Genomic DNA, 22047 nt, shown 5'->3' on the forward strand with positions numbered 1-22047 from the left:
CGCGTCGGTGCGCCCGATCTCGGCCCACCCCGGCGCATCCTGGTCGGTCCCAGCGGTGATCGTGCCGGCCACGAGCAGGCCGATCGCCGCCAGCGCAGCCCAGAAGCCTGCCACCGAGCCCCGCAGCCCGCCTCGCGAGCGTCGGGCCCGCTGCTCCTGCTGCAGGTCCAGCTCGCGTTCCACCGTGGAGCGTCCGTGGCGCTGCACGAGTCGGCGCTCGATCCGGTCCAGATCTGCCTGCCTCCGGGCGAGCTGGGCGCGGGACTCCTCCTGCTGGCGACGCAGCTCCTCGACCGTGGTGTCCTCGACGTCCGGTCGGTCCTCGCCGATGACCGGCATCGGGGGCAGGTCGGGCTCCCGACGCTCGCGGCGGCTCATCGGTAGTCCCGCAGCCGTTGAGTGACGCCGGCCCAGGCCAGCCCGGCGGCGACGAGGCCCAGGAGCAGGGCCCCGGCCGCGGTGAGGACGGCCGGCGAGCTCACGCCCGGGCGCACCTGGCCCAGGTCCTCGCGGACCTCGGCAGCCAGCGCGGTCTCCACACGGTCGTAGGCCGCGTCACGCTGGTCGTCTGCTCCCTCACCGTCGGTCGCCTCTCCCCACGCCTGGTCCACCTCGGCCAGGTCGAGGCGGGCGATCGCGTCGGTGGCCTCCTCGACCTCACCCTGATCGTCGACGCTCAGGCCGGCCTGCGCCGACACCTGGGCGGTGCGGGCCTGGTAGACCTCCTGCAGCGCCCGCGTCGAGGCACGGGTGTCCTGGACGTACTGGTCGTAGTCCAGCGGCAGGGCACCCGGGTTCACCGAGATCCAGGTCAGGCCACCGGTGATGAGCGTCGCGACAACCAGCGGGATGTTGACGATGCGGCGCGTCCGCAGCGCGAGCCAGACCATGATGCCGACGAGGACGAGGACGCCGAGCGTGCCCACGACCGTGGTGAGGGTCGACCTGGACCCGGTGAGGAGGTCGGCGGCGTGCTCGTCGGCCACGGCGGCCACCTGCTCGGTCGCCGACACCGCCGCGGCGGAGGCCTCGGCATACCCCGAGGTCGACGACTCGGCCGCAGAGCGCTCGACACCGGTGACGAACGTGCTCCAATCGCCGGCTGCCACCCCAGCGCCGTCGCCCATGCGGCTCAGACCGACGGTCACGGCCCTGACGACCTCGTCGTAGGCCTCCAGGTCCGTGCCGTCGGGACCTCCGGTGAGGCGTTCGGCGGCGAGGAGGTCGGCGCGGGGGATGTCGACCCGCGCCTGCTCGGCGGCGGCCCACTCCCCGGCGATGACGTTGGGGGTCGCGTTGAGGCCGTCGGTGGAGAAGGTGCCGGTCGCGACGATCCCGGTGAGCAGCGCCGCGGCGGCCGCCCCGGCACGGGCGAGCCGCAGCAGCCGCGGAGTGCTCGAGGGCGCCGGGCGGCGCACCGAGGCGCGCTGCTGCGGTGCCGGGGCGGGAGGCGTGCTCTGGGTGGTCGGCTGCCCTGGTGTCTGCCCGTCGGGCGTGGTCGACGGCGAGGCGGCGGCCTGGGTCGACGGTGTCGACGCGGTCGCTCGGGCTGCGGTGCCGTCGCCGGCCGGGGTGCTCACGCCTCGTCCTCCGGCCGCGGACGCGGGTCGGCGTCGCAGCCCTGGTCGTGCCCCGGGTCGGCGAGGTCGTGCTCGCTCGGGGCGCCGGAGGCGCCTGGGTCCTGGGTTTCATCGGACGCCGCAGGGCCGTCGGCGGTCTCGTCGGCGGTGGACAGGTCGACGGCGTCACGGTCCTCGAAGTCCTCGCGCTGCAGGGTGCGAAGGTCCTCGACGGTGGCGCCGTCGACGTCCCGCAGCCGCCAGGCGTGCCGACCGATCGCCGCCTCCAGCAGGTTGCGGGCGAAGCGGCCGTTGCCGAAGCTGCTGCCGCGCGGGGTGGCGGCGAGGATCTCGGCGAAGCGTTCGAGCGCCGGCTCGCTGAGGTCGTAGTCCATCTGCGCGGCCAGGTGGCGCAGGATCGCGGTGAGCTCGTCGTCGGTGTAGTCGGCGAAGTCGATGATGGTGCGGAACCGGCTCTCGAGGCCCGGGTTGGTCGCGATGAAGTCGTCCATGGGGTCCGGGTAGCCGGCGACGATGACGACGAGGTCCTCCCGGTGGTCCTCCATCTCCTTGACGAGGGTGTCGATGGCCTCCTTGCCGTACTGATCGCCGCCCAGGCTGTAGGCCTCGTCGATGAAGATCACCCCGCCGTGCGCGCTGCCCACGACCTCAGCGGTCTTGGCGGCGGTCTGGCCGAGGTAGCCCGCGACGAGCTCGCTGCGGTCCACCTCGACGAGCTGGCCCTTGCTCAGCAGCCCGAGCGCGCGGTAGATCCCGCCGACCAGTCGGGCCACGGTCGTCTTGCCGGTGCCCGGGTTGCCGACGAAGACGAGGTGCCGGGTGAGGGTGGCGACCTTGAGCCCGGCCTCCTGCCGACGGGCGTCCATCTTGAGCACCGCGACCTGGCGGTGGATCTCGGCCTTGACCCGCTCCAGGCCGATGAGCTGGTCGAGCTCGGCGAGCAGCTCCTCGACCGACCGCTCCGGCTCGCTCTCCTCCGGCTCCTCGGTGGTCTCCTCGCTCGCGGGCGGGGGTTGCACGGCGATCTTCGGGTCCTGCCCGGCCGACTCCCCACCGGGCGTCGCAGATGGTTGCTCTGGGACCCCACCGGGCGTCGCAGATGGTTGCCCTGGGACCCCACCGGGCGTCGCAGATGGTTGCCCCAGGAGCTCGCCGAGGCGCGTGGACTGCTCCTGCGCGCGGCGCAACAGCTCGCTGGACCAGGTATGCAGTGCGCCCGGGTCCGGCGCCCCCGCGCCGCTGCCCGCAGAGCCGGGTCCGGCGGCGGGCGGGGTGAGTCCGGCCGTGGCGGTGCCGGGTCCGTGCGAGGCCGCGACGCCGGCGGCGGCCAGCTGCGCCGAGCCACCGACGTGGCCTTGCCGACGCTGAGCTGCCCGGCCTGGGGCAGGGAGCAGGTCGCGGTGGCGACGTCGGCGAGGGCCTGGGCGTAGCCCGCCGCACGGGGGCTGCGCTCGGCGACGAGCACCGAGAGCAGCGGCGTGGGGATCGAGGCGTAGCGCCGACCCTTGGGCACCGCGCCGAAGAAGTCGCTGGCCGGCAGGTCGAAGGCGTCGGCCCACACGGTGTGCGCGCTGCTCGGTCCCGGCTGCTCGAGGACGGAGGCTGCGATGACCTGGCCCTCGGTCCGTGCGGCGCGCTCGTCGAGGCCGGCCTCGCGGCCGACCCGGGCGAGCAGGTCGACGGCCTCGGTCACCTGGCTCATCGTGCCCCTCCGGTCGGGGGTGCCAGCGGGGTGACGGCACCGGACTGCGGGGCGTCGTCGCCGTCGGCCGCCGTGGGGGTCTGCGACGGCGCGGACGGCACCGGCGCGTGCTCGGCGTCGGTGACCCGCAGCGAGCCGCCGCTCCCGGAGGAGCCGAACTTCTCGGCGATGAAGCGGCCCTGCGCGACGAGCTCGCGGGCGTCCTGGCGGTAGACCGCGTCGAAGACCCGGTCCATCGTCAGCCCGAGGAGGTCGAGCTGGTCCACGAGCACCATGAGCGAGGTCTTGGCGCCGTCGACCGGGCGGGTGTCGGCATACCTCCGGGGGAGGCGCTGGTAGGCGCCGATCGCCTCGGGGAGGTAGTCGGTGGCCGTCGCGACGAGGGTGTAGCCGAGGTCGCTGCCGCTGAGCTTCTCCAGCCGGGGGAGGGTGTCGCGGGCGGTGTCGATGACCCGGGTGCCCCGGGCGACGACGACCGAGGGGAGTGCGGTCGAGGCCAGCAGCTCCTCGGTCGAGGCCAGCGCGTCCTGCACGTCCTGGGCGGTCGGCGGCGCGGGCAGCGTCAGCCGGTCGTCCGCGGGGGCGGACCGGCCGAGCATGCGGTCCAGCAGGTCGGAGAAGCCCACCTCAGCGCGACCCCGAGGACACCGACCCGCCGGGCGTGCCCCCGTCGAGGTCCAGCTGGCCGCCGGCCAGGCGGGTGTCCGTCCGGCGGGCCCGGTCGAGGTAGGTGCGGGACTTCTCGACCTCGCCCTCGAGCACCCCGATCGTCTGCGACATACCGTCCAGCGCCTGAACGCGGAACTCGTCGATCGCATCCATCGTCGCGTAGATGTTGGAGAAGGCCGCCTGCAGCTGGTCCAGACCGAGGGTGGCCGAGGCCGCCTGCTCCTGGATCGCGACCGAGTTGTCCCGCAGCAGCTCGCTCGTGCTCTGGATCATCTGCGAGGTGGTCTGGTTGAGCGCGGTGATCTGGTCCAGGACGAGCTTCTGGTTGTTGAGCGCCTGGGCGACCAGCACCGCCGTGCGCAGCGCGGAGACCGTCGTGGTCGAGGCCCGGTCGACGCCCTTGATGAGCTCGATGTTGTTCTTCATGACGATGTCGATGGCCAGGTAGTTCTGGATCGACACCGCGAGCTGGGTCAGGAGGTCCTGGTGCTTCTGCCGCACGTAGAACAGGACGTCCTCGCGCAGCGCCTTGGCGCGGTCCGGGTCGCTGGTGTCCAGCTCGGCGATCGCCGCGGCGACCTTGGCGTCGAGCTGCTCGGCGATGTAGACGTACTGGTTGAGCCGCCCCATCGACTCCCACAACTGCTGCTTCTCCAGGTTGAGCGCCGCGTTGTCCTTGGCGAGCTCGTCCTGGCCGCTGCGCAGCGCGTGCAGGATCGCGTCGAGGTGCTTCTCGGCCGACTCGTACTTCTGGAAGTAGGCGGTCAGACGGTCCGAGAAGGGCAGCCGCTCGAACCACTTCTTGACCCCCTTGGCCTGGGCGGGGTCGAGGTCCTCCACGGTATGCCGCAGCTCGGTGAGCGTCTGCGCGACCTTCGACTCCTTGGAGACCCCACCCTGCTGGATCGCGCGCACGGGCGACTTGAGCAGCCGGTTGGAGGTCTCGGCGGCGGCCCGGATGTCGGCATCGCCCATCGTGCGCACGTCGGCGGCGCGCTGGGAGAACTCCGGCGAGCGGGTCTCGGTCTGGGTGAGGCCGGTGAGGTAGGCCTCGACCTTGGCGTCGAGGGCCGGCATCGCCTCGGGGTCGACCTGCGGCGCCATGCGCGGGGCCGCGGTCTGGGCGACCGGTTCGGTCGGGGAGGGGGCGGTCAGCACGAGGGGCTCGGCGGGCTCCGGCGCGGCGAGCGGCTGCGGCTGGTCGGTCATGTCTCTCCTCAGGGTGCCTGGTGCGGGGGCGCCCGCCCCCGTCCGAGGACGCGGCGCCGTCGCTGCGACGTGCCCATTGTGTCCCGAGTTCCACCTTTTCACACGGGGGGTGCCACCCTCAGGTGCGGATGGTCAGCCCCACGGTGACCGTGTCGCCGAGCTCGACCCCTTCGGCCCGCCGCACCGCGTCCTTGAGCGGCACGTAGAACGCCCCCTGGCGAGGCCACAGGGACGTGGTGAACCTCGTGCCGCCGAGCCGACCGGTGACCGGGACCATGCCCCACCCGTAGGTCACCTCACGCATGACCTCGGTGAGCCACTCGCTCTCCTCCGGTGGGGTGATGAGGAAGTGGAAGGGGGCCGGCCCGCGCCACTCGACCACCTCGCCGGTGAACTTCAGGTCCCAAGCCTCGCTCATGGGCGCCACGCTAGCCCCCGCCGAGGACAGCGCTCGTCCGCGAGACGGGGGCGGGCGAGTCAGCGCAGGCATACCTCCGGCAGGTCGAACCACCGCAGCTCCGCGGCCCCGCCCGCCTGCTCGTCGGTGGCCTCGGGCAGGGGGCTCGAGGGTGCGGCGGCGAGGATCTCCCGTGCCTGGTCGAGCTGCTCGGCGAGCAGTTCCTCACCACCGGTCGGACCGGGCTGGGGGAGGCGCACCTCGCCGTCGGCCCCGAAGACGACGTCCCGCAGGCGCACCGGGGGCTCCACGACACCTTCTCGGTGCCGCCACAGCCCGGTCGCCACGTCGAAGCGGTAGTCGGCGAGCAGCCGCCACCCGTCGCGAGCGACCAGCCGCACCGCCTCGATGACGTAGTCCGCGGCGGTGTCGGAGATGAAGTAGTTGAAGTTGACCCGCACCCAGCCCGGCTTGATGCCCTCGCAGCCGCTGGTGATCCGCGCCTCGAAGGCGTGCGAGCGCTCCAGGTCGATCCCGAGCAGGGTATGCCCGTAGGGCCCGGCGCAGGAGCAGCCGCCGCGGGCCTGGATGCCGAAGAGGTCGTTGAGCAGGGCGACCACGTAGTTGTGGTACAGGTAGGGGCGCCCCTGGCCGCGGACGACGAAGGAGAGGATCGAGAGCCGTTGCGCGTCGAGGTTGCCCAGCAGCTGCAGCGCGGGCTCCTGCTGCCACGCGCGGACGGCCCGGGCGAGGAACTCGTCCTCGCGGGCCCGGATGACCTCGACGCCCACGGCGTCCTTGAGCCGGAAGACCAGCCCGGCCCGGATCGCCTCGACGATGGCGGGGGTGCCGCCCTCCTCGCGGTGCGCGGGGTCGGAGAGGTAGGAGTGCTCGGCCGGGTTGACGTAGGCGACGGTCCCACCGCCGGGCACGTCGGGGACCCGGTTGGCGAAGAGCTCGCGGCGCGCGACGAGCACCCCCGGGGTCGAGGGGCCCCCGATGAACTTGTGCGGCGAGAGGAAGATCGCGTCCTTGGCGGCCCCGGGCCGACCGGCGGGTGCGCTCATCTCGATGTCGACGTAAGGGGCGGCGGCCGCGAAGTCCCAGAACGCGAGGGCGCCGTGCTCGTGCAGGATCTCGGTCACGGTGTGGGTGTCGGTGATGATCCCGGTGACGTTGGAGGCCGCGGAGAAGGAGCCGATGACCAGGGGACGGTCGGCATACTCCTCCAGCTGCGCACGCAGGTCGTCGAGGCAGACGTGCCCGTCGGCGTCCATGGCGACCTGGACCACGTCGGCGATGCTCTCGCGCCACGGGATCTCGTTGCTGTGGTGCTCGAACGGTCCGATGAGCACGACCGGGCGCTGCTCGGGCGGGATGTGGGCGGACAGGTGGTGGGTGTCCTCGAGCGACGAGGGGATGCGCAGCCCGAGGACCCCGACGATCTTCGCGATGGCGCCGGTGCACCCCGACCCGGCGAAGATGACCACGCTGTCCTCGTCGCCGCCGACCGCCTCGTGGATCGCGGCCCGCGCGTCCTCGCGCAGCCGGGTGGTCTGCAGGCCGGTGCCGCTGGACTCGGTATGCGTGTTGGCATAGCTGGGCAGCACGACGTCACGGATGGCGTCCTCGATGAAGCTCAGGGCGCGCCCGGAGGCGGTGTAGTCGGCGTAGGTTACCCGCCGCCGGCCGTAGGGGGTGGTCATGACGTGGTCCTCGCCGATGACCGACTCCCGGATGCGCCGCAGGAGCGGGTGGTCACCGGGGTGGGGGGCCTGGCTCGCCGCCGTGGGCGCCTGGGTCGTGGTCATGGCGCCCCAGCGTGGCCGATCGCCCCGACCGGCACAACGAGGGTCGGGGCGATCGGCTCATCACGCAGCATGATCCGCGCAGGTCAGCAGGGGCCCGCCCGAGCCCCGTGCCGGTGAGGATGCCTGCGCGTGCACGGATCCTCCCCGCGCAGGGCCGGTATACCGGTGAGGATGCCTGCGCGTGCACGGATCCTCCCCGCTCAGCGGCGGCATACCGGTGAGGATGCCTGCGCGTGCACGGATCCTCCCCGCACAGGGGCGGGCGCCTCAGAGCAGCTGGGAGAGGGCGTGGATGGTCAGGCCGACGAGCGCGCCGACGATGGTGCCGTTGAGCCGGATGAACTGCAGGTCGCGGCCAACGTGGAGCTCGATCTTGTCGGCGGCCTCGCGCGCGTCCCACCGCTTGATGGTGCCGGAGATGACCGAGGTGATCTCGGGGCCGTAGCGCTGGACGAGGCTGACGACCGTGTCGGCGGTCCAGGCGTCCAGCCGCGCCTGCAGCCGCTCGTCCTCCCCGAGCTGGCGACCGAGCGCCACCAGGGCGCTGCACATCCGCCCCCGCAACGCCCCGTGCGGGTCCTCGAGCGCGTCGAGCACGGAGGTCCGTAGCGTCTCGCCGAGGGCCACGCCGGTGGCGCTGACCTGGGGGTGCTCGAGGACGCGCTCCTTGAGCGACTCGAAGCGCTGCTGGGTGCGGGGGTCGTGCTGGAGGTCCCGGCCGAGCTCGGTGAGGTAGGCGTCGAGGGCGTGCCGCACGTTGTGCTGTGGGTCGTCCTTGACGTCCTTGGCCCAGCGCACCACCTCGGTGTAGACCCTCCGGGTGACCTGGTCGTTGACCCAGGTCGGTGCCCAGGAGGGTGCGCGCGAGCGCACGATCGCCTCGACCTGGTCCTGGTGCAGGGCCAGCCAGGCATGCAGCTCCCGGGCGCCGAGATCGACCAGCCCGTGGTGGGAGCCGTCCTCGACGACCCGCTCGAGCAGGTGCCCGGCGACCGGCGACAGCGGCTCCCGGCGCACCCGCGGCAGGATGACGTCGTCGACGAAGACCCGGATCTCCTCCTCGTCGACCCGCTCGACGGCGCGCACGAGGAAGGGCACCGCCTCGGACACCACGCGCTCGGCGTGCTCGGGCTCGCGCAGCCAGTCACCGAGGCGCCGCACGACCTGCGCGTCGAGGATCTTCTCCCTCAGCACCTGCGGGGTGAGGAAGTTGTCGGTGACGAACTGCTCCAGGCTCGCACCCAGGTCGTCCTTGCGGCGCGGCACGAGGGCGGTGTGCGGGATGGGCAGCCCGAGCGGGTGCCGGAAGAGCGCGGTGACCGCGAACCAGTCGGCGATCGCCCCCACCATCCCGGCCTCGGCACCGGCGTTGACGTAGCCCCAGACCCCGTCGCGCCCGTGGGTGAGGATGTAGATGACCGCCATGAGCAGCAGCAGCCCGGTCGCGACCATCCGCATCTGACGCAGCCCGGCGCGCCGGGAGGCGTCGTCCATGCGGTTCACGGTGGTCTCCACGGGTCCTCCTGGCAGGTATGCCGTCGGCACGGCTCACGGTGGGTCGGCGAGGGTCGAGCCTCACCCGCACCGCGCCACCAGCCTAATCCGACCACGAGGCGCCACCGAGCACCGTGGCCCGTGCCCGGAGGCGTCTCGACACTGACCGGGTCCACGGGGGCCAGCAGTCCCGCACCAGGGGGTTGTGGACAACTTCTGCGCGCGCGAGCCGGACCGGGGCAGGCTCAGGAGCATGAGCTTCGAAGACCTTCCCTCGGACTGGCCAGCCCGCGTGCTGGACGACCCGGTGCTCACCGCCGACGTCGTCGACCTCGTCGTCAGTGACGCCGACCGCAGCGCCGGCGCGCTCGGCTTCCTCCTGTGCCGCCCGGGCGGCACGCTCGCCCAGCCGGTCATGGTGGGCGACCTGGACCGCGAGGACCCGGTCGACGTCGTGACCCGGATGGTCGAGATCATCGCCGACCTGCCCGACACCCCCGGCTTCGTGCTGGCGATCGCCCGCCGCCGCGGGCTCGTCGACGACGCCGACCGCCGGGTGCACCAACGCGCGCTCGAGGCCTGCGAGGGTGCGGGCCTGACCCTCTGGGGCACCTACCTCGCGACGCACGCCGGGGTGAGCCTGCTACCGGTGGCCGCTGGCCTCGTGCCGCGCACCGGCGCGGCCTGAGCGGCGCACGACGACGAAAACCCGTGGCGCCCGCTGGTTACAGTGGGAGGCGTGCCCGAGCCCGACCGACGTCCCGACCCGGGCCGCGGTGACCGTGAGCGCAGACCGGCCCGCCGCCACGCGGAGGGCGAGCGCGGCAACCGCCCGCGCACGGACGGGGAGGGTCGCCGGGGCGGCCGTCGCGGGGGCGGCCAGCGCGGAGGTGACCAGCGCGGACGGCGCCCCGGCCGCGGTGGCGACGCCCGGCATACCCGATCGACCGAGGCCCACACCCGGGCGGTCGAGGCCCGTCGAGCCGCCCGACCGGCGCCGGAGGCCCTGCACTACCCGCCCGAGCTGCCCGTCAGCGAGCGCCGCGCCGACCTCCTCGCGGCCGTCCGTGACCACCAGGTCGTCATCGTCGCCGGCGAGACCGGCTCCGGCAAGACGACCCAGCTGCCCAAGATCTGCCTCGAGCTCGGCCGCGGCGTCGAGGGGATGATCGGCCACACCCAGCCACGCCGGATCGCCGCGCGGTCGGTCGCCGAGCGGGTGAGCGAGGAGCTGGGCGTCGACCTCGGCACGGTCGTCGGCTACCAGGTGCGCTTCACCGACGTCTCCAGCGACGACACCCTCGTCAAGGTCATGACCGACGGCATCCTGCTCTCGGAGCTGCAGCGCGACCGCGACCTGCGCCGCTACGACACGATCATCATCGACGAGGCCCACGAGCGCAGCCTCAACATCGACTTCATCCTCGGCTACCTCCGCCAGCTGCTGCCCCGCCGACCCGACCTCAAGGTCGTCATCACCTCGGCCACCATCGATGTCGAGCGGTTCGCCGCCTTCTTCGCCGACGCGCAGGGGGAGCCGGCCCCGGTCATCGAGGTCTCCGGTCGGACCTTCCCCGTCGAGGTGCGCTACCGCCCGCTCGTCCGCGAGGGTGCGCCGGCCAAGGACGGCTCCGCCACGCAGGTCGAGGTCGACCAGGTCACCGGGGTCGTCGACGCGGTGGAGGAGCTGTGGACCGAGGCGTCGGGCCGCGACGGCGCGGGCGAGGACGTCCTCGTCTTCTGCTCCGGCGAGCGCGAGATCCGCGACGTCTGCGATGCGCTCACCGGCCTGGACCTGCCCGGCACCGAGGTGCTGCCGCTCTACGGTCGCCTCTCGGCCGCCGAGCAGCACCGTGTCTTCTCGCGGCACGCCGGACGCCGCATCGTCGTCTCCACCAATGTCGCCGAGACCTCGCTCACCGTGCCCGGGATCCGGTATGTCGTGGACACCGGCACCGCGCGCATCAGCCGCTACAGCCAGCGGCTCAAGGTGCAACGGCTCCCCATCGAGCCGATCAGCCAGGCCTCGGCCAACCAGCGCGCCGGGCGGTGCGGCCGCCTCGCCGACGGCATCGCGATCCGGCTCTACGCCGAGGAGGACTTCGCGGCCCGGCCGGAGTTCACCGACCCCGAGATCCTGCGCACCAACCTCGCCAGCGTCATCCTGCAGATGACCAGCCTCGGGCTGGGTGACATCGAGAAGTTCGGCTTCCTCGAGCCCCCCGACTCCCGCCAGGTCGCCGATGGCGTCCGCCTGCTCACCGAGCTGCAGGCCATCGACCCCACGGCCCCGGCGCACCTGCCCCGCAAACGGCTCACCGCCTACGGGCGGGCGATCGTCCGCCTCCCGGTCGACCCGCGGCTGGCCCGGATGCTCCTCGAGGCCGAGCGCCAGGGCGCGCTCAAGGAGGTCCTCGTCGTCGTCGCGGCGCTGTCCATGCAGGACGTCCGCGAGCGACCGGCCGACCACCAGCAGCAGGCCGACCAGGCGCACGCGCGCTTCCGTCGGGTGGGCGGCGCGACCGGCCCGCCTGGGCGCCAGCAGGAGGGCGGCGGGTCCGCCAAGGACGTCGTCGACAGCGACTTCCTCGTCATTCTCAACCTCTGGCGCTACCTCCAGCGGCAGCAGAAGGACCTCTCCGGCAGCGCCTTCCGCCGGATGTGCAAGGCCGAGTTCCTGCACTACCTGCGGGTCCGTGAGTGGCAGGACCTCCACACCCAGCTCAAGCGCGCGGCCAAGCAGCTCGGCCTCGAGGTCAACCAGCACCCGGCCAACCCCGACCAGGTGCACTCCTCCCTGCTCACCGGGCTGCTGTCCAACGTCGGGATGTGGGAGCGGGAGGCCCGGGCCTACCTCGGCGCCCGCAACGCCCGCTTCGTGCTGCAGCCCGGCTCGGTGCTGCACCGCACCAACCCGGACTGGGTCATGAGCGCCGAGCTGGTGGAGACGACCCGGCTCTGGGCGCGCACCAACGCCGTCATCGACCCGGCCTGGGTCGAGCGCGCCGCCACGCACCTCGTCAAGCGGTCCTACAGCGAGCCGCGCTGGTCACGCTCGGCGGGCTCGGCCGTCGCCGACGAGCGGGTGACGCTCTACGGCATACCCCTCGTTGCCGGGCGCACCGTGCCCCTCGGCCGGATCGACCCGGAGACCGCGCGCGACCTCTTCATCCGCCAGGGGCTGGTGGAGGAGGACTGGGACACCCGGCACGAGTTCTTCCACGCCAACCGTCGCCTCGTCAAGGAGCTCGGGCAGCTCGAGGCGCGGGCCCGGCGGCGCGACATCCTCGTCGACGACGAGACGCTGGTGGAGTTCTACGACGAGCGCATCCCTGCCGAGGTGATCTCCGGCACCCACTTCGACACCTGGTGGAAGACCGCCCGCGCGAGCGACCCCGGTCTGCTCACCTTCACCGAGGACCTGCTCGTCGGGGACGCCGGGGAGACCGTCAGCGCCCAGGACTTCCCGACCGGGTGGCGCCAGGACGAGCTGACGTTCGGCCTCACCTACCAGTTCGAGCCCGGCGCCGACGCCGACGGCGTGACGGTGCACCTGCCGGTCGAGGTGCTCAACCAGGTGACCGCCGAGGGCTTCGACTGGCTCGTCCCCGGGATGCACGAGGAGCTGGTCACGGCACTCGTCAAGGCGCTGCCCAAGGACATCCGGCGCAACTTCGTGCCCGCGCCGGACCACGCGCGCGCGGCGCTGCGGGGTATGCGGGAGGCCGGGTCGGTCGGTGTCGTCCCCGTGCGCGAGGCGCTCGCCGAGGAGCTCACCCGGCGTGGGCTGGTCCGGGTGTCGCCCAAGGACATGGACTGGGCGCGGGTGCCCGACCACCTGCGGATGACCTTCCGGGTCGAGCGGGCCGTGCACGCGGGGGAGGACCGGGCAGGACGTCAGGGTCGTGCCGACGGCCAGGGCTCGGGCCAGGGGGAGGGCTCGGGACCGGGCTCCCGGGGCCCCCGGTCCGGGAAGGGCCGTCGGGGCCGCGGTCGGGTCGAGGTGCTGGGCGAGGGCAAGGACCTCGCGGTGCTGCAGGAGCAGCTGGCCGGGGCGGTCCGGACCACCATGGCCGCGGCCGCCTCGGGGGTCGAGCGCACCGGGCTCACGTCCTGGCCCGCCGATCTGGACCCGCTGCCCGAGACCTTCAGCCGGCAGGTGGGTCCGCGGGAGGTGCAGGGCTACCCCGCGCTGGTGGACACCGGTGAGGCCGTGGACGTGCGCGTCCTGGCGACCCGGTCGGAGGCGGACCGCGAGACGCTGCGCGGGGTGCGCCGGCTCCTGCTGCTCGGCACCACCCCGCCGTGGAAACGGCTGCTCGCGCTGCTCACCAACGCCCAGAAGCTCTCCCTCGGCCACAACCCCCACGGCTCGGTGCCCGCTCTCCTCGAGGACGCGCTCGCCGCGGCGGTCGACTCGGTCGTCGCCGAGCAGCCCGGTGCCGGGGTGCGGACCCCGGCGCAGTTCGAGGTGGCGCTGACCGGGGTGCGGCAGCAGAGCGTGCCCCGGGTGCTGGAGATCGTGGAGTCGCTCGTGCCGATCCTCGACACCGCGCGGGAGGTGTCGCTGCGCCTGCAACGCCTCGACGCCCCGGCGGCGGCCGACCTGGCCACCGACCTCCGGCGCCAGCTCGACGCGCTCGTGCGCCCGGGCTTCGTCACCGAGGTGGGGTATGCCCGGCTGCCGCGCATGGTGGTGTGGCTGCGCGCCATGACCGAGCGCCTCGACAAGGGCGTCCAGGACCTGCCGCGCGATCGCGCACGGATGGAGGAGGTGGCCGTCGTGGAGCGCGAGCTCGCCGACTTCCTCGACGCCCTCCCGCCGCACCGGCGCCACGACCCGGACGTCCGCGAGATCGTCTGGTCGGTGCAGGAGCTGCGCGTCTCGCTCTTCGCCCAGCGCCTCGGCACCCCGGCGCCGGTCTCGGCGAAACGGATCTACGCCGCCATGGACCGCGCCGAGTCCGCCCCCTGAGCTCTCACCCACACCACTCCCACCCCTCCACCCCCTCACACCTTCCACCCCCACCGAGCGTCGCAGATGGTCGCCCCTGACCCGACCGAGCGTCGCAGATGGTTGCCCCTGGCCCGACCGGGCGCCGCAGATGGTTGCCCCTGACCCGACCGAGCGTCGCAGATGGTTGCCGTGCACCTCCGCTGGCTGGTCTGGCACAGTCGGAGTATGTCTTCCACCGACCCGACCCATCACGACCTGTCGACCGACCCCGAGCTCGGCGACTGGCGGGTCGTCCTCGGCACGCTGCAGACCCGGCTGCTCACCGGGGACTTCGCATCGGGCGCCCGGATCGCCGGCCGCATCGCGCAGGTCGCCGACGAGCTCGGCCACCACCCCGACCTCGACCTGCGCTACCCGCACCTCACGATCAGCACGGTCAGCCATGACGTCGGTCGACTCACGAGCCGTGACCGCGACCTCGCGCTGGCGATCAGCCGGATCGCCCGCGAGGAAGGGGTCGAGGCCGCACCGCACGAGGTGAGCGCCCTCGAGATCGCCCTGGACGTCCTCGACGCGCCCGCGGTGGAACCCTTCTGGGCGGCGGTCCTGGGCTATGAGCAGGACGGTGAGCACCAGCTCGCCGACGGCGCCGCCCGGCACGCGACGATGTGGTTCCAGCAGATGGGCGAGCCCCGCCCCGGGCGCGGCCGCTTCCACCTCGACATCAACGTCCCGCACGACATCGCCCGTCAGCGGGTCGACGCCGCCCTCGCGGCCGGTGGGCGTCTGGTCACCGACGAGTTCGCGCCCTCCTGGTGGGTCCTGGCCGACGTCGAGGGCAACGAGGTCTGCGTCTGCACCTGGCAGGGGCGGGACGACAGCGGCGAGCCCGGGGTATGACGTTGCTCGTCGGACTCTCCGGCGGCATCGGCTCGGGCAAGTCGACGGTGTCGGCGCAGCTCGCCTCGCTCGGTGCCGTCGTCGTCGACGCCGACGCCGTGGCGCGTGAGGTGGTCGCGCCGGGCACCCCTGCGCTGGCGCAGATCAGGGAGAGGTTCGGGCCGGGCGTCATCGCCGAGGACGGCTCGCTCGACCGCCCCGCCCTCGCGCAGGAAGTTTTCGGTGACGAGGGCGCGCGCCGCGACCTCGAGGGCATCACGCACCCGCGCATCCGGCGTCGGTCGGCCGAGCTCATCGCCGCCGCGCCGCAGGACGCGGTGGTGGTCCACGACATACCCCTGCTCGTCGAGCTCGGCCTCGCAGCCGACTACGCGCTGACCGTGATCGTCGACGTCCCCGAGACCGAGCGGCTGCGCCGTCTCGTGGAGCTGCGCGGCATGGACGAGGCTGCGGCGCGCGCCCGGATCCGGGCCCAGGCCGGTGACGCCGAGCGGGCGGAGGCGGCCGACGTGCTGCTCGACAACTCGACCTCGCCGCAGGACCTGCACGGGAGGGTGGGTGAGCTGTGGTCGCACCGGCTGCTGCCCTTCCGCGACAACCTCCAGGCAGGGCGGCCCAGCCACCCGGGCCCGGTGAGTCCCACCACCCAGGTGTCCGACCCGGTGCTGGCGAGGCTGCTCGCCCGCGTCGAGGCCGGGGTGGGGGAGCCCGTCGCACCGAACTCCACCGCCCCGACGAGCGACCCCCTCGACCTCGCCGGGATCATGAGCGACCTCCACCTGCTCGACGACCCCCGCGTCCGGCAGCGGCTGGCTCGGCGAGGGCTGCTCGTGCAGGCCGACGAAAACGTCACCGACGTCGGGCGCGACACGCACGCCGCCGGCCCCACCGGGCGCGTGATCGCGTCCGCCGACCCCGCCCTGCCGGTGCGGCTGCGCCTGCACGGCCGGGAGAACGGCTAGGCCAGGGCCAGCGCCCGACCCGGAGGTCGGGCGAGCCGGTCAGTCCTCGGTCGGCGCGGTGAGGCCCAGGTGCTCGGCGGCCGGGGGAGCCTCCTGCCCGAGCACGTGCTCGGCGAGGAAGGCACTCACGACGGAGTACCACACCCGGGCGTGCTGGGGGCTCGCGATCCAGTGGTTCTCCTGCGGGAAGTAGAGGAACCGGTGCGGCGTGGTCCCGTCCTCCGCCTGCGGGAGCCCGGAGCGCGAGAGCAGCTCGTACCACAGCCGCAGACCCTCCCCGATCGGCACGCGGTAGTCCTTGTCGCCGTGGATGACGAGCATCGGCGTGACGATCTGCTCGACGAAGCGGTGCGGGCTGTTCTCCTCGCTCATCCGCGCCGTCATCTCGCGCTGCCAGTAGAACGCGGCGTCCGTCGTCGGCCCGAAGCCGTCCAGCGCCCACAGCGAGGCGTGCGTGACGATCGCGCGGAAGCGGTCGGTATGCCCGGCCACCCAGTTGGCCATGTAGCCGCCGAACGACCCGCCCATCGCCGCCGTCCGGTCGGCGTCGATGTCGGCCCGCTCCACGGTGGCGTCGGTGATCGCCATGAGGTCGGTATACGGCGCCTGGCCCCACGCGCCCCACCCGCGTCGCACGAACTCCTGCCCGTAGCCGGTCGACAGCGCCGGGTCCGGGAGGAGCACGGCATACCCCTGGGCGGTCATGAGCCACGGGTTCCACCGCCACGTCCAGGCGTTCCACGACCCGAGCGGGCCGCCGTGGATCCACAACAGCAGCGGGTGGCCCGACTCCTGCTCGGGCTCTCCCTCGGGCAGCGCGAGCCAGGCGCGCACCCGGGAGCCGTCCTCGGCGGTCGTCTCGACCTCCTCCAGACGCCCGGGGATCGTCGGCCGCTCCACCGGGCCGGGCAGCGGCGTCACCTCACCGGAGGCGAGATCGAGGCGCACCACCTCGGGCGGGAAGAGGTAGGAGGAACGCACGCCGTAGGCGGTCGCGCCGTCGGGGGAGAGCACGAGGTCGCTCCAGGCGGCGTCGTCGTGGGTGAGCTGCTCGACCGCGCCGCTCTCCACGTCGATCCGGAAGACCGGGCGGCGTCCGTCGCTGTCGGCCAGGGCGAGCACCGCAGCGCCGTCGGGGGTCCACGCGACCGGCGTGGCCCAGCGGTCCCAGTCGTGGGCGAGCGGGGTGGTCTCACCGGTCCGGGTGTCCATGAGGTGCAGGCGCGGGTGCGGCGGGCGGTCGGGGGCGGTGATCTCGCCGAGGACGACCACGGCGCGGGTGCCGTCCGGGCTCACCGGGCCGGCGTGACCCTCGCCGTCGTCGAGGTCGAGCAGGGTGCGGAGCTCGCCGGTCTCGATGTCGATCCGCCCGATGGCCTCGCGCAGGTCCGCCCGGCCCATCGGCACCGTCACACCGACGAGCGCGAAGCCGCCGTCGGGGGAGAGCACCGGGTGCGGCTCGTGCAGGGGAGCGTGCTGGCCACCAGTGAGCAGCCGCAGGTGCACCTCGCCCGCCCGGTCGCTCGTCCCGGGCAGCGGGGCCAGCGCCTCGGCCTCCTCGGCGCCGCCCTCGTCGGCGGAGCTCTGCGCGTCCGGCCCGGGGGTGGGGCCGTCCTCGAGGGCGAAGACCTGCGGGACGTCCGGGCCGAGGTCGTGGTCCCAGAACCGGATCGGGTAGGTCGAGTGCAGGATGGCGTCGACCTTGGCGGTCGTCCGGCCCTCGTGCAGGCTCGCGTGCTGCGCCTCGGTCGTGGCTCCGGGGAGCAGGCCCGCGACCACGAGGGTGCGGTCCGCCTCGCGCGCGCACACGACACCCGACACGCCACCGGGGCGGCTGAGCACGATGCGCGCCTCACCGCCGTGGGCGGGGATCTGCCACAGCGCGGACCGCGGCTTGTCCTCCTCGGCGTCCGGGTCGGGCCGGGCGGAGGTGAAGTAGAGGTCCCCGGTGGCGCTGAACGCCGCGCCCGCCTCACCCTTGGCGCTGCGCGTGATCCGGTATGCCGCCCGCTCGCCCGCGGGGTCGACCTCCCACAGGGCCGATACGTAGCCGGTGCCGGCCCGGTTGAGGGTGGCGACCGAGGTCACCAGCCGGGAGCCGTCGGCGCTCAGGGCCAGACCCGAGACCCGGGGGAGCGCGACATAATGGGACAGGTCGTGGAACGAGGTCTCCGGTGACGTCATACCCCGTTCCTATCATCTGCGGCGCGCGTCCTCGCACACCCCTGACCAGTCGTGGAATCCTGCACCGCCCCCGCGCGTTGACGACACCAGACCCGAGAGGAGACACCGTGACGACGCACTCGCCACTGTTCCGGCTGGAGGCCGACGCCGCACGCCAGCCCCAGCCCGCCCCCCTGCTGCTGATGTCGCTGGAGGGCTTCCTCGACGCCGGCCAGGTGCGGTCCAGCCTGGCCGACCACCTGCTCGACACCCTCGAGCACGAGGTGGTCGCGACCTTCGAGGTCGACGAGCTTGTCGACTACCGCTCGCGCCGACCGCTCATGACCTTCGACTCCGACCACTACACCGACTACGACGACCCCTCGCTCGTGCTCTACCGGATGGTCGACGCCGCGGGCGAGCCGTTCCTGCTGCTGCACGGTGTGGAGCCGGACTACCGCTGGGAGGCCTTCATCGAGGCCGTGCGCCAGCTCGGGCTCGCCTTCGGGGTGCGTCGCATGGTCAGCGCCCACGGCATCCCCATGGCGGTGCCGCACACGCGCCCGGTCGGCACGACCCGCTTCGCCAGCGACCGGTCCGTGCTCGGCGACTACACGCCGATCTTCGGGCAGGTGCGCATCCCCTCCAGCGTCGACTCGCTGCTGCACCTGCGGCTGGCCGAGTCCGGCCTGCTCACCATGGGCGTGGCCGTGCACGTGCCGCACTACCTCGCCGAGACGCAGTTCGGCGACGCGGTGGTCGCCGCGGCGGACGCCGTGATGGACCTCAGCGGGCTCGTGCTGCCGACGGCCGACCTCGTCGCCATGGCCGGGGTGACCCGCGGCCGCATCGAGGAGGAGCTGGCCAGCAATGACGAGGCCCGCGAGGTCGTCGAGGGGCTGGAGAAGAGGTACGACCACTTCATCGAGGGCCAGCGACGCAAGAGCCTGCTCGCGGCCGAGGTGGCCAACCTGCCCAGCGCCGAGGAGATCGGTGCCCAGCTCGAGGCCTTCCTGCGCGACCCGGAGTCTGTGGAGGACGAGGACGGCCCGGCTGCCCCGACCGAGGATCAGGACGGCGGAGGCAGGTCGTAGCGCGGTCCGCTCGGCGCGTCCTTCGCGGGCGTCCGCGGTGGGGCCGAGCGCGGGTCCAGCGTGTAGGTCGAAGGATCCGGTCCCGCCTCGGCGGTGGCCGGGCCGCGCCGCACCAGCAGCGCCAGGGCCGCGCAGACCAGACCCAGGGGCAGGAGCACCAGACCCAGGGTGAGCCCGGTGCCGCCGCGCAGCCCGGTGGGGGCGGTCGCGGGGGCGTAGGGACCGGCGAAGACCGCGTCCTCGGTGTCGCAGACGAGCGGCCCCGTGGAGCCGCCGAGCTCGGGTCCCGTGCGGGCGACCTCGTGGAAGTCCTCGCCGGAGACCCGCACCGTGAAGTCCTCCACCGGGCGCAGCAGGACCGTGTCGTCGACCGTGCAGACCGCCTCGGCGCGGGTCTGCGGCGAGCGCGACCAGACCGACATCCCCTCCTCCGGCACCGCGACCTCCTGGCCCCGCACCACCCCGACGAGGTCGCTGGACGCGCGCCCCGACGTGCCGACCGCTCCGAGGGCGAGCAGCACCACCCCGGCGAGGCTGAGGAGCGCGGCCATCGGCCAGAGCAGGCGGACGCCCGGCACCCGCTGTCGTGACGTCATACCGCGCAACCTAACGCACCGCGTGTCAGGATGAGGCGCAACGCAATGACCCCAAGACGTGAGGAGATGACGTGGCTGGACGCGAGTCCGAGGTAGTGACCACGAACAACGCGGAGGCCGAGAAGGACGGCCCGCTGGACTCGGTGGCGAACGCCTTCGTCGGCAAGCTGCTCGACTTCGGGGTGGACGGCATCGGGCCGCTGCAGTCCTCCAGCGAGGCGCTTGCCCGGGTCCGCAAGGAGCACGGCGGCAACAGCGACAAGGTCATCGACGAGATCGTCTCCGAGCACATCAAGAAGGCCGCGGTCGGTGGCTTCCTCACCGGTGTCGGTGGCATCTTCACGATGCCGGTGGCGATCCCGGTCAACGTGCTGGAGTTCTACACCCTCGCCACCCGCATGGTCGCGGCGATCGCCGAGGAGCGGGGGTATGACGTGACCGACAAGGCCGCGCGGGCCGCCGTGCTGCTCTCCCTGGTCGGCGCGGACGCCGACGAGCTCATGCGCAAGGCGGGCGTCTCCACGGCTGCCGGTCTCACCGGCTCCGGACGGCTCGCCCGGCTGGCGACGTCGCGGCTGCCCAAGGCGGCCGCGATGATGGTCAACAAGGCGGTCGGCTTCCGGCTGCTCACCACGGTCGGCGGCAAGGCGCTCGGCCGGGTCATCCGCTTCGTGCCCGTCGCGGGCGGCGTCATCGGGGCCGGCCTGGACGGCTACCTCATGAAGCGCATCGCCGACCACGCGCGCCAGGAGTTCACGCCGCGCACGGCGGCGGGCACCCAGCCCGGCTGAGAGTTATCCACAGATTGCGAGCGGGTCCGCCACGGCGGGCCCGCTCGCGGCACGCTGGGGGTATGACCACACACGAGCCCGGGGGGCGCTCGTCGGACCCCGCCATCCCCGCACACCACACCACCACCTCACCCGCGCCGCTCCGTCTCAGCGGTGCCGCCCAGCTCCTGGCCGTGCTGCCGCAGCTGCTCGGCTACCGCCTCGAGCGGAGCATCGTCGTCGTCGTGACGGGCCTGGACCCGGTCACGTCGATGGCCGAGATGACCTTCACCGGCCGGGTCGACCTGCCGGAGACCGAGCATCTCGACGAGGCCCTCCAACGCTTGCGCTTCGCGGTGCAGCAGGCGGCGGACGCGTGGCCGGGGGTCACCCTCCTCGCGGTCTACGGCATCGACCTGCCCCAGGACGAGAGCGGGGAGGTGCAGGCGCAGGCGACCGAGGGGCTGCTGTCCGCCGCGCAGCGCCTCGCCGAGGAGACCGGCACCCACGTGCACGAGCTCATGCTCGTCCGCGACGGCTCGCGCGAGCTCTGCCGGGTGATCGACTCCGGTGATCATGTGGAAGCGCCGCTGCGCCGCTGGGAGGCGGCCCCGCAACCGCAGGACGTCCCCGTCGCGGCAGACCTCGTCCTGCGCGGACGTTCGGCCCTGCCCTCGAGGTCCGCGCTGGCGGCCTCCGTGCGCCGTCGCGACGAGGCGGCAGCCCGGGCGAGCGCCGTGGCCCTGGCGGTGCTGGACCTCGCTCCCGAGCGGATCGACCTCGGCCACACCCTGTCCGCTCTCGGCGAGTGGGTGGCCTGCGGCGAGGAGCCGAGCGCGCGGGACCGCGCGGCGATCGCGCTCATGCTGCACGACCGTGAGGTGCGCGACGCCGTGCTCGCCCGCTGGCTGCCCGAGCTCGACTGGGTCGACGTGGCCCGGACGCCGGAGGACCTCGTGGCGGTGGTGGCAGACCTGCGGGCGTGGCCGGCGACGGCATACCGGGAGGGTCTGGACCGCCTGCTGGTGCTGGTCTCCCGGGTGCCGTACCCGCTCGGCGGTCCGCTGCTCACCATCGCCGCGATGGTGGCGTGGACGCGCGGCGACGGGACGCTCGCCAACGAGGCCTGCGACCTCGCGCTGGAGATCGACCCCGACTCGCGGCTCGCCGGTCTCCTGCGGCAGGCGCTCGACGTCGGGCTGCGGCCCCCTCGCGGCAGGACCGCGGGACGCGCCGCGCGCCGCTCGGGAGGGCGACCTGCGGCGTGAGGTGTAACCTCGCGGAAACGTCCATCACCCGGAGGAGGTCGCGCTCTCGTGTCGATCATCGTTGGCTACATCCCGACCCGCGAGGGCCGTGCGGCCCTGGTCGCGGCCCGCACGGAGGCGTTGCTGCGCAAGGTGAAACTCATCGTCGTCAACTCCCACCGGGGCGGGCGTGACTTCGACGCGGGGGAGGCGCGACGTTTCGAGGAGGAGCTGGCCAGCGTGGGGGCCGATCTCGACAGCGCCGGCATCGAGCACGAGGTGCGCGCCCTCGCCCGCGGCAACGAGCCCGCCGAGGACCTCATCGAGGTCGCCACGGAGAGCGAGGCCGACCTCATCATCATCGGCCTGCGCCGACGCACGCCCATCGGCAAGCTCATCCTGGGGTCCAACGCCCAGCGGATCCTGCTGGAGGCGCAGTGCCCGGTGCTTGCCGTCAAGGCCGGCGAGAGCGACTGATCCACGGTCCGTCCGTGGA

General features: G+C 73.3%; 18 protein-coding genes. 9 read left to right on the forward strand and 9 right to left on the reverse strand.

The window, feature by feature from the left end:
- The first annotated feature begins 195 nt into the window (after positions 1 to 195).
- Entirely contained in the window at positions 196 to 384 is a 189-nt protein-coding gene (locus FA582_RS05280) for a hypothetical protein (protein ID WP_147899756.1), read from the forward strand.
- On the opposite strand, the gene FA582_RS05285 is transcribed toward FA582_RS05280, so the two are convergent.
- The 7 genes from FA582_RS05285 to FA582_RS05315 form a co-directional block, all read right to left on the reverse strand.
- The gene (locus FA582_RS05285; protein ID WP_147899757.1) at positions 375 to 1580 is read right to left on the reverse strand and encodes a hypothetical protein; all 1206 of its coding nucleotides are present in this window, start codon (positions 1578 to 1580) and stop codon (positions 375 to 377) included. The genes FA582_RS05280 and FA582_RS05285 overlap by 10 nt on opposite strands.
- Complete coding sequence (locus FA582_RS17500; RefSeq protein ID WP_338093016.1) at positions 1577 to 2599, reverse strand: AAA family ATPase; 1023 nt, start codon at positions 2597 to 2599, stop codon at positions 1577 to 1579. The genes FA582_RS05285 and FA582_RS17500 overlap by 4 nt, the downstream gene beginning before the upstream one ends.
- A 679-nt stretch (positions 2600 to 3278) precedes the next feature.
- Positions 3279 to 3908: a hypothetical protein gene (locus tag FA582_RS05295; RefSeq protein WP_010146380.1), complete on the reverse strand. Its 630-nt coding sequence runs from the start codon at positions 3906 to 3908 to the stop codon at positions 3279 to 3281.
- A 1-nt stretch (position 3909) separates the two neighbouring features.
- Entirely contained in the window at positions 3910 to 5160 is a 1251-nt protein-coding gene (locus FA582_RS05300) for a toxic anion resistance protein (RefSeq protein ID WP_010146381.1), read from the reverse strand.
- Positions 5161 to 5278: 118 nt separating this feature from the next.
- Positions 5279 to 5578 (reverse strand): DUF1905 domain-containing protein, encoded by a 300-nt coding sequence (locus tag FA582_RS05305; RefSeq protein ID WP_010146382.1) that lies wholly within the window; start codon positions 5576 to 5578, stop codon positions 5279 to 5281.
- Between the two features lie 59 nt (positions 5579 to 5637).
- A complete protein-coding gene (locus FA582_RS05310; protein ID WP_010146383.1) occupies positions 5638 to 7368 on the reverse strand; it encodes an aminotransferase class V-fold PLP-dependent enzyme in 1731 nt (576 codons plus the stop codon).
- A gap of 267 nt (positions 7369 to 7635) precedes the next feature.
- Positions 7636 to 8883, reverse strand: coding sequence for a DUF445 domain-containing protein (locus FA582_RS05315; RefSeq protein WP_238705461.1), 1248 nt, complete (start codon positions 8881 to 8883; stop codon positions 7636 to 7638).
- Positions 8884 to 9115: 232 nt separating this feature from the next.
- Here FA582_RS05315 and FA582_RS05320 point away from each other — a divergent pair, with 232 nt between their 5' ends.
- The 4 genes from FA582_RS05320 (at position 9116) to coaE (ending at position 15681) form a co-directional block, all read left to right on the forward strand.
- Positions 9116 to 9550 (forward strand): hypothetical protein, encoded by a 435-nt coding sequence (locus FA582_RS05320; RefSeq protein WP_010146387.1) that lies wholly within the window; start codon positions 9116 to 9118, stop codon positions 9548 to 9550.
- 51 nt (positions 9551 to 9601) lie between these two features.
- The gene (gene hrpA, locus FA582_RS05325) at positions 9602 to 13837 is read left to right on the forward strand and encodes an ATP-dependent RNA helicase HrpA (RefSeq protein WP_010146388.1); all 4236 of its coding nucleotides are present in this window, start codon (positions 9602 to 9604) and stop codon (positions 13835 to 13837) included.
- 207 nt (positions 13838 to 14044) lie between these two features.
- Positions 14045 to 14719 (forward strand): VOC family protein, encoded by a 675-nt coding sequence (locus FA582_RS05330; RefSeq protein WP_010146389.1) that lies wholly within the window; start codon positions 14045 to 14047, stop codon positions 14717 to 14719.
- Entirely contained in the window at positions 14716 to 15681 is a 966-nt protein-coding gene (gene coaE, locus FA582_RS05335; protein WP_010146390.1) for a dephospho-CoA kinase, read from the forward strand. Before FA582_RS05330 ends, coaE begins: the two co-directional genes overlap by 4 nt.
- Before the next feature lie 39 nt (positions 15682 to 15720).
- Here coaE and FA582_RS05340 read toward each other — a convergent pair whose 3' ends face one another.
- Positions 15721 to 17865 (reverse strand): S9 family peptidase, encoded by a 2145-nt coding sequence (locus FA582_RS05340; protein ID WP_010146391.1) that lies wholly within the window; start codon positions 17863 to 17865, stop codon positions 15721 to 15723.
- A gap of 107 nt (positions 17866 to 17972) precedes the next feature.
- Between FA582_RS05340 and FA582_RS05345 the strand changes: the two genes are divergently transcribed.
- The gene (locus tag FA582_RS05345) at positions 17973 to 18938 is read left to right on the forward strand and encodes a PAC2 family protein (protein WP_010146392.1); all 966 of its coding nucleotides are present in this window, start codon (positions 17973 to 17975) and stop codon (positions 18936 to 18938) included.
- Here FA582_RS05345 and FA582_RS05350 read toward each other — a convergent pair.
- A complete protein-coding gene (locus tag FA582_RS05350) occupies positions 18914 to 19534 on the reverse strand; it encodes a hypothetical protein (protein ID WP_010146393.1) in 621 nt (206 codons plus the stop codon). The two genes, FA582_RS05345 and FA582_RS05350, sit on opposite strands and share 25 nt — an antisense overlap.
- 71 nt (positions 19535 to 19605) lie before the next feature.
- Here FA582_RS05350 and FA582_RS05355 point away from each other — a divergent pair, with 71 nt between their 5' ends.
- The 3 genes from FA582_RS05355 to FA582_RS05365 all read left to right on the forward strand — a co-directional run bounded on the left by FA582_RS05355 (position 19606) and on the right by FA582_RS05365 (position 22028).
- The gene (locus tag FA582_RS05355; RefSeq protein ID WP_029540347.1) at positions 19606 to 20325 is read left to right on the forward strand and encodes an EcsC family protein; all 720 of its coding nucleotides are present in this window, start codon (positions 19606 to 19608) and stop codon (positions 20323 to 20325) included.
- A 62-nt stretch (positions 20326 to 20387) separates the two neighbouring features.
- A complete protein-coding gene (locus FA582_RS05360; protein WP_010146395.1) occupies positions 20388 to 21572 on the forward strand; it encodes a DUF4192 domain-containing protein in 1185 nt (394 codons plus the stop codon).
- A gap of 48 nt (positions 21573 to 21620) precedes the next feature.
- The gene (locus tag FA582_RS05365) at positions 21621 to 22028 is read left to right on the forward strand and encodes a universal stress protein (protein WP_010146396.1); all 408 of its coding nucleotides are present in this window, start codon (positions 21621 to 21623) and stop codon (positions 22026 to 22028) included.
- Positions 22029 to 22047 lie beyond the last annotated feature (19 nt).

It is taken from the genome of Serinicoccus profundi (assembly GCF_008001015.1).
In the GTDB taxonomy this organism is placed as follows: domain Bacteria; phylum Actinomycetota; class Actinomycetes; order Actinomycetales; family Dermatophilaceae; genus Ornithinicoccus; species Ornithinicoccus profundi.

What these genes read in the sequence shown, in the direction of transcription:
- coaE (WP_010146390.1), top strand. Translation starts at nt 14,716, where the DNA reads ATGACGTTGCTCGTCGGACTCTCCGGCGGCATCGGCTCGGGCAAGTCG.
- FA582_RS05300 (WP_010146381.1), bottom strand. Translation starts at nt 5,160, where the DNA reads ATGACCGACCAGCCGCAGCCGCTCGCCGCGCCGGAGCCCGCCGAGCCC.
- FA582_RS05340 (WP_010146391.1), bottom strand. Translation starts at nt 17,865, where the DNA reads ATGACGTCACCGGAGACCTCGTTCCACGACCTGTCCCATTATGTCGCG.
- FA582_RS05330 (WP_010146389.1), top strand. Translation starts at nt 14,045, where the DNA reads ATGTCTTCCACCGACCCGACCCATCACGACCTGTCGACCGACCCCGAG.
- FA582_RS05305 (WP_010146382.1), bottom strand. Translation starts at nt 5,578, where the DNA reads ATGAGCGAGGCTTGGGACCTGAAGTTCACCGGCGAGGTGGTCGAGTGG.
- FA582_RS05360 (WP_010146395.1), top strand. Translation starts at nt 20,388, where the DNA reads ATGACCACACACGAGCCCGGGGGGCGCTCGTCGGACCCCGCCATCCCC.
- FA582_RS05320 (WP_010146387.1), top strand. Translation starts at nt 9,116, where the DNA reads ATGAGCTTCGAAGACCTTCCCTCGGACTGGCCAGCCCGCGTGCTGGAC.
- FA582_RS05310 (WP_010146383.1), bottom strand. Translation starts at nt 7,368, where the DNA reads ATGACCACGACCCAGGCGCCCACGGCGGCGAGCCAGGCCCCCCACCCC.
- FA582_RS05350 (WP_010146393.1), bottom strand. Translation starts at nt 19,534, where the DNA reads ATGACGTCACGACAGCGGGTGCCGGGCGTCCGCCTGCTCTGGCCGATG.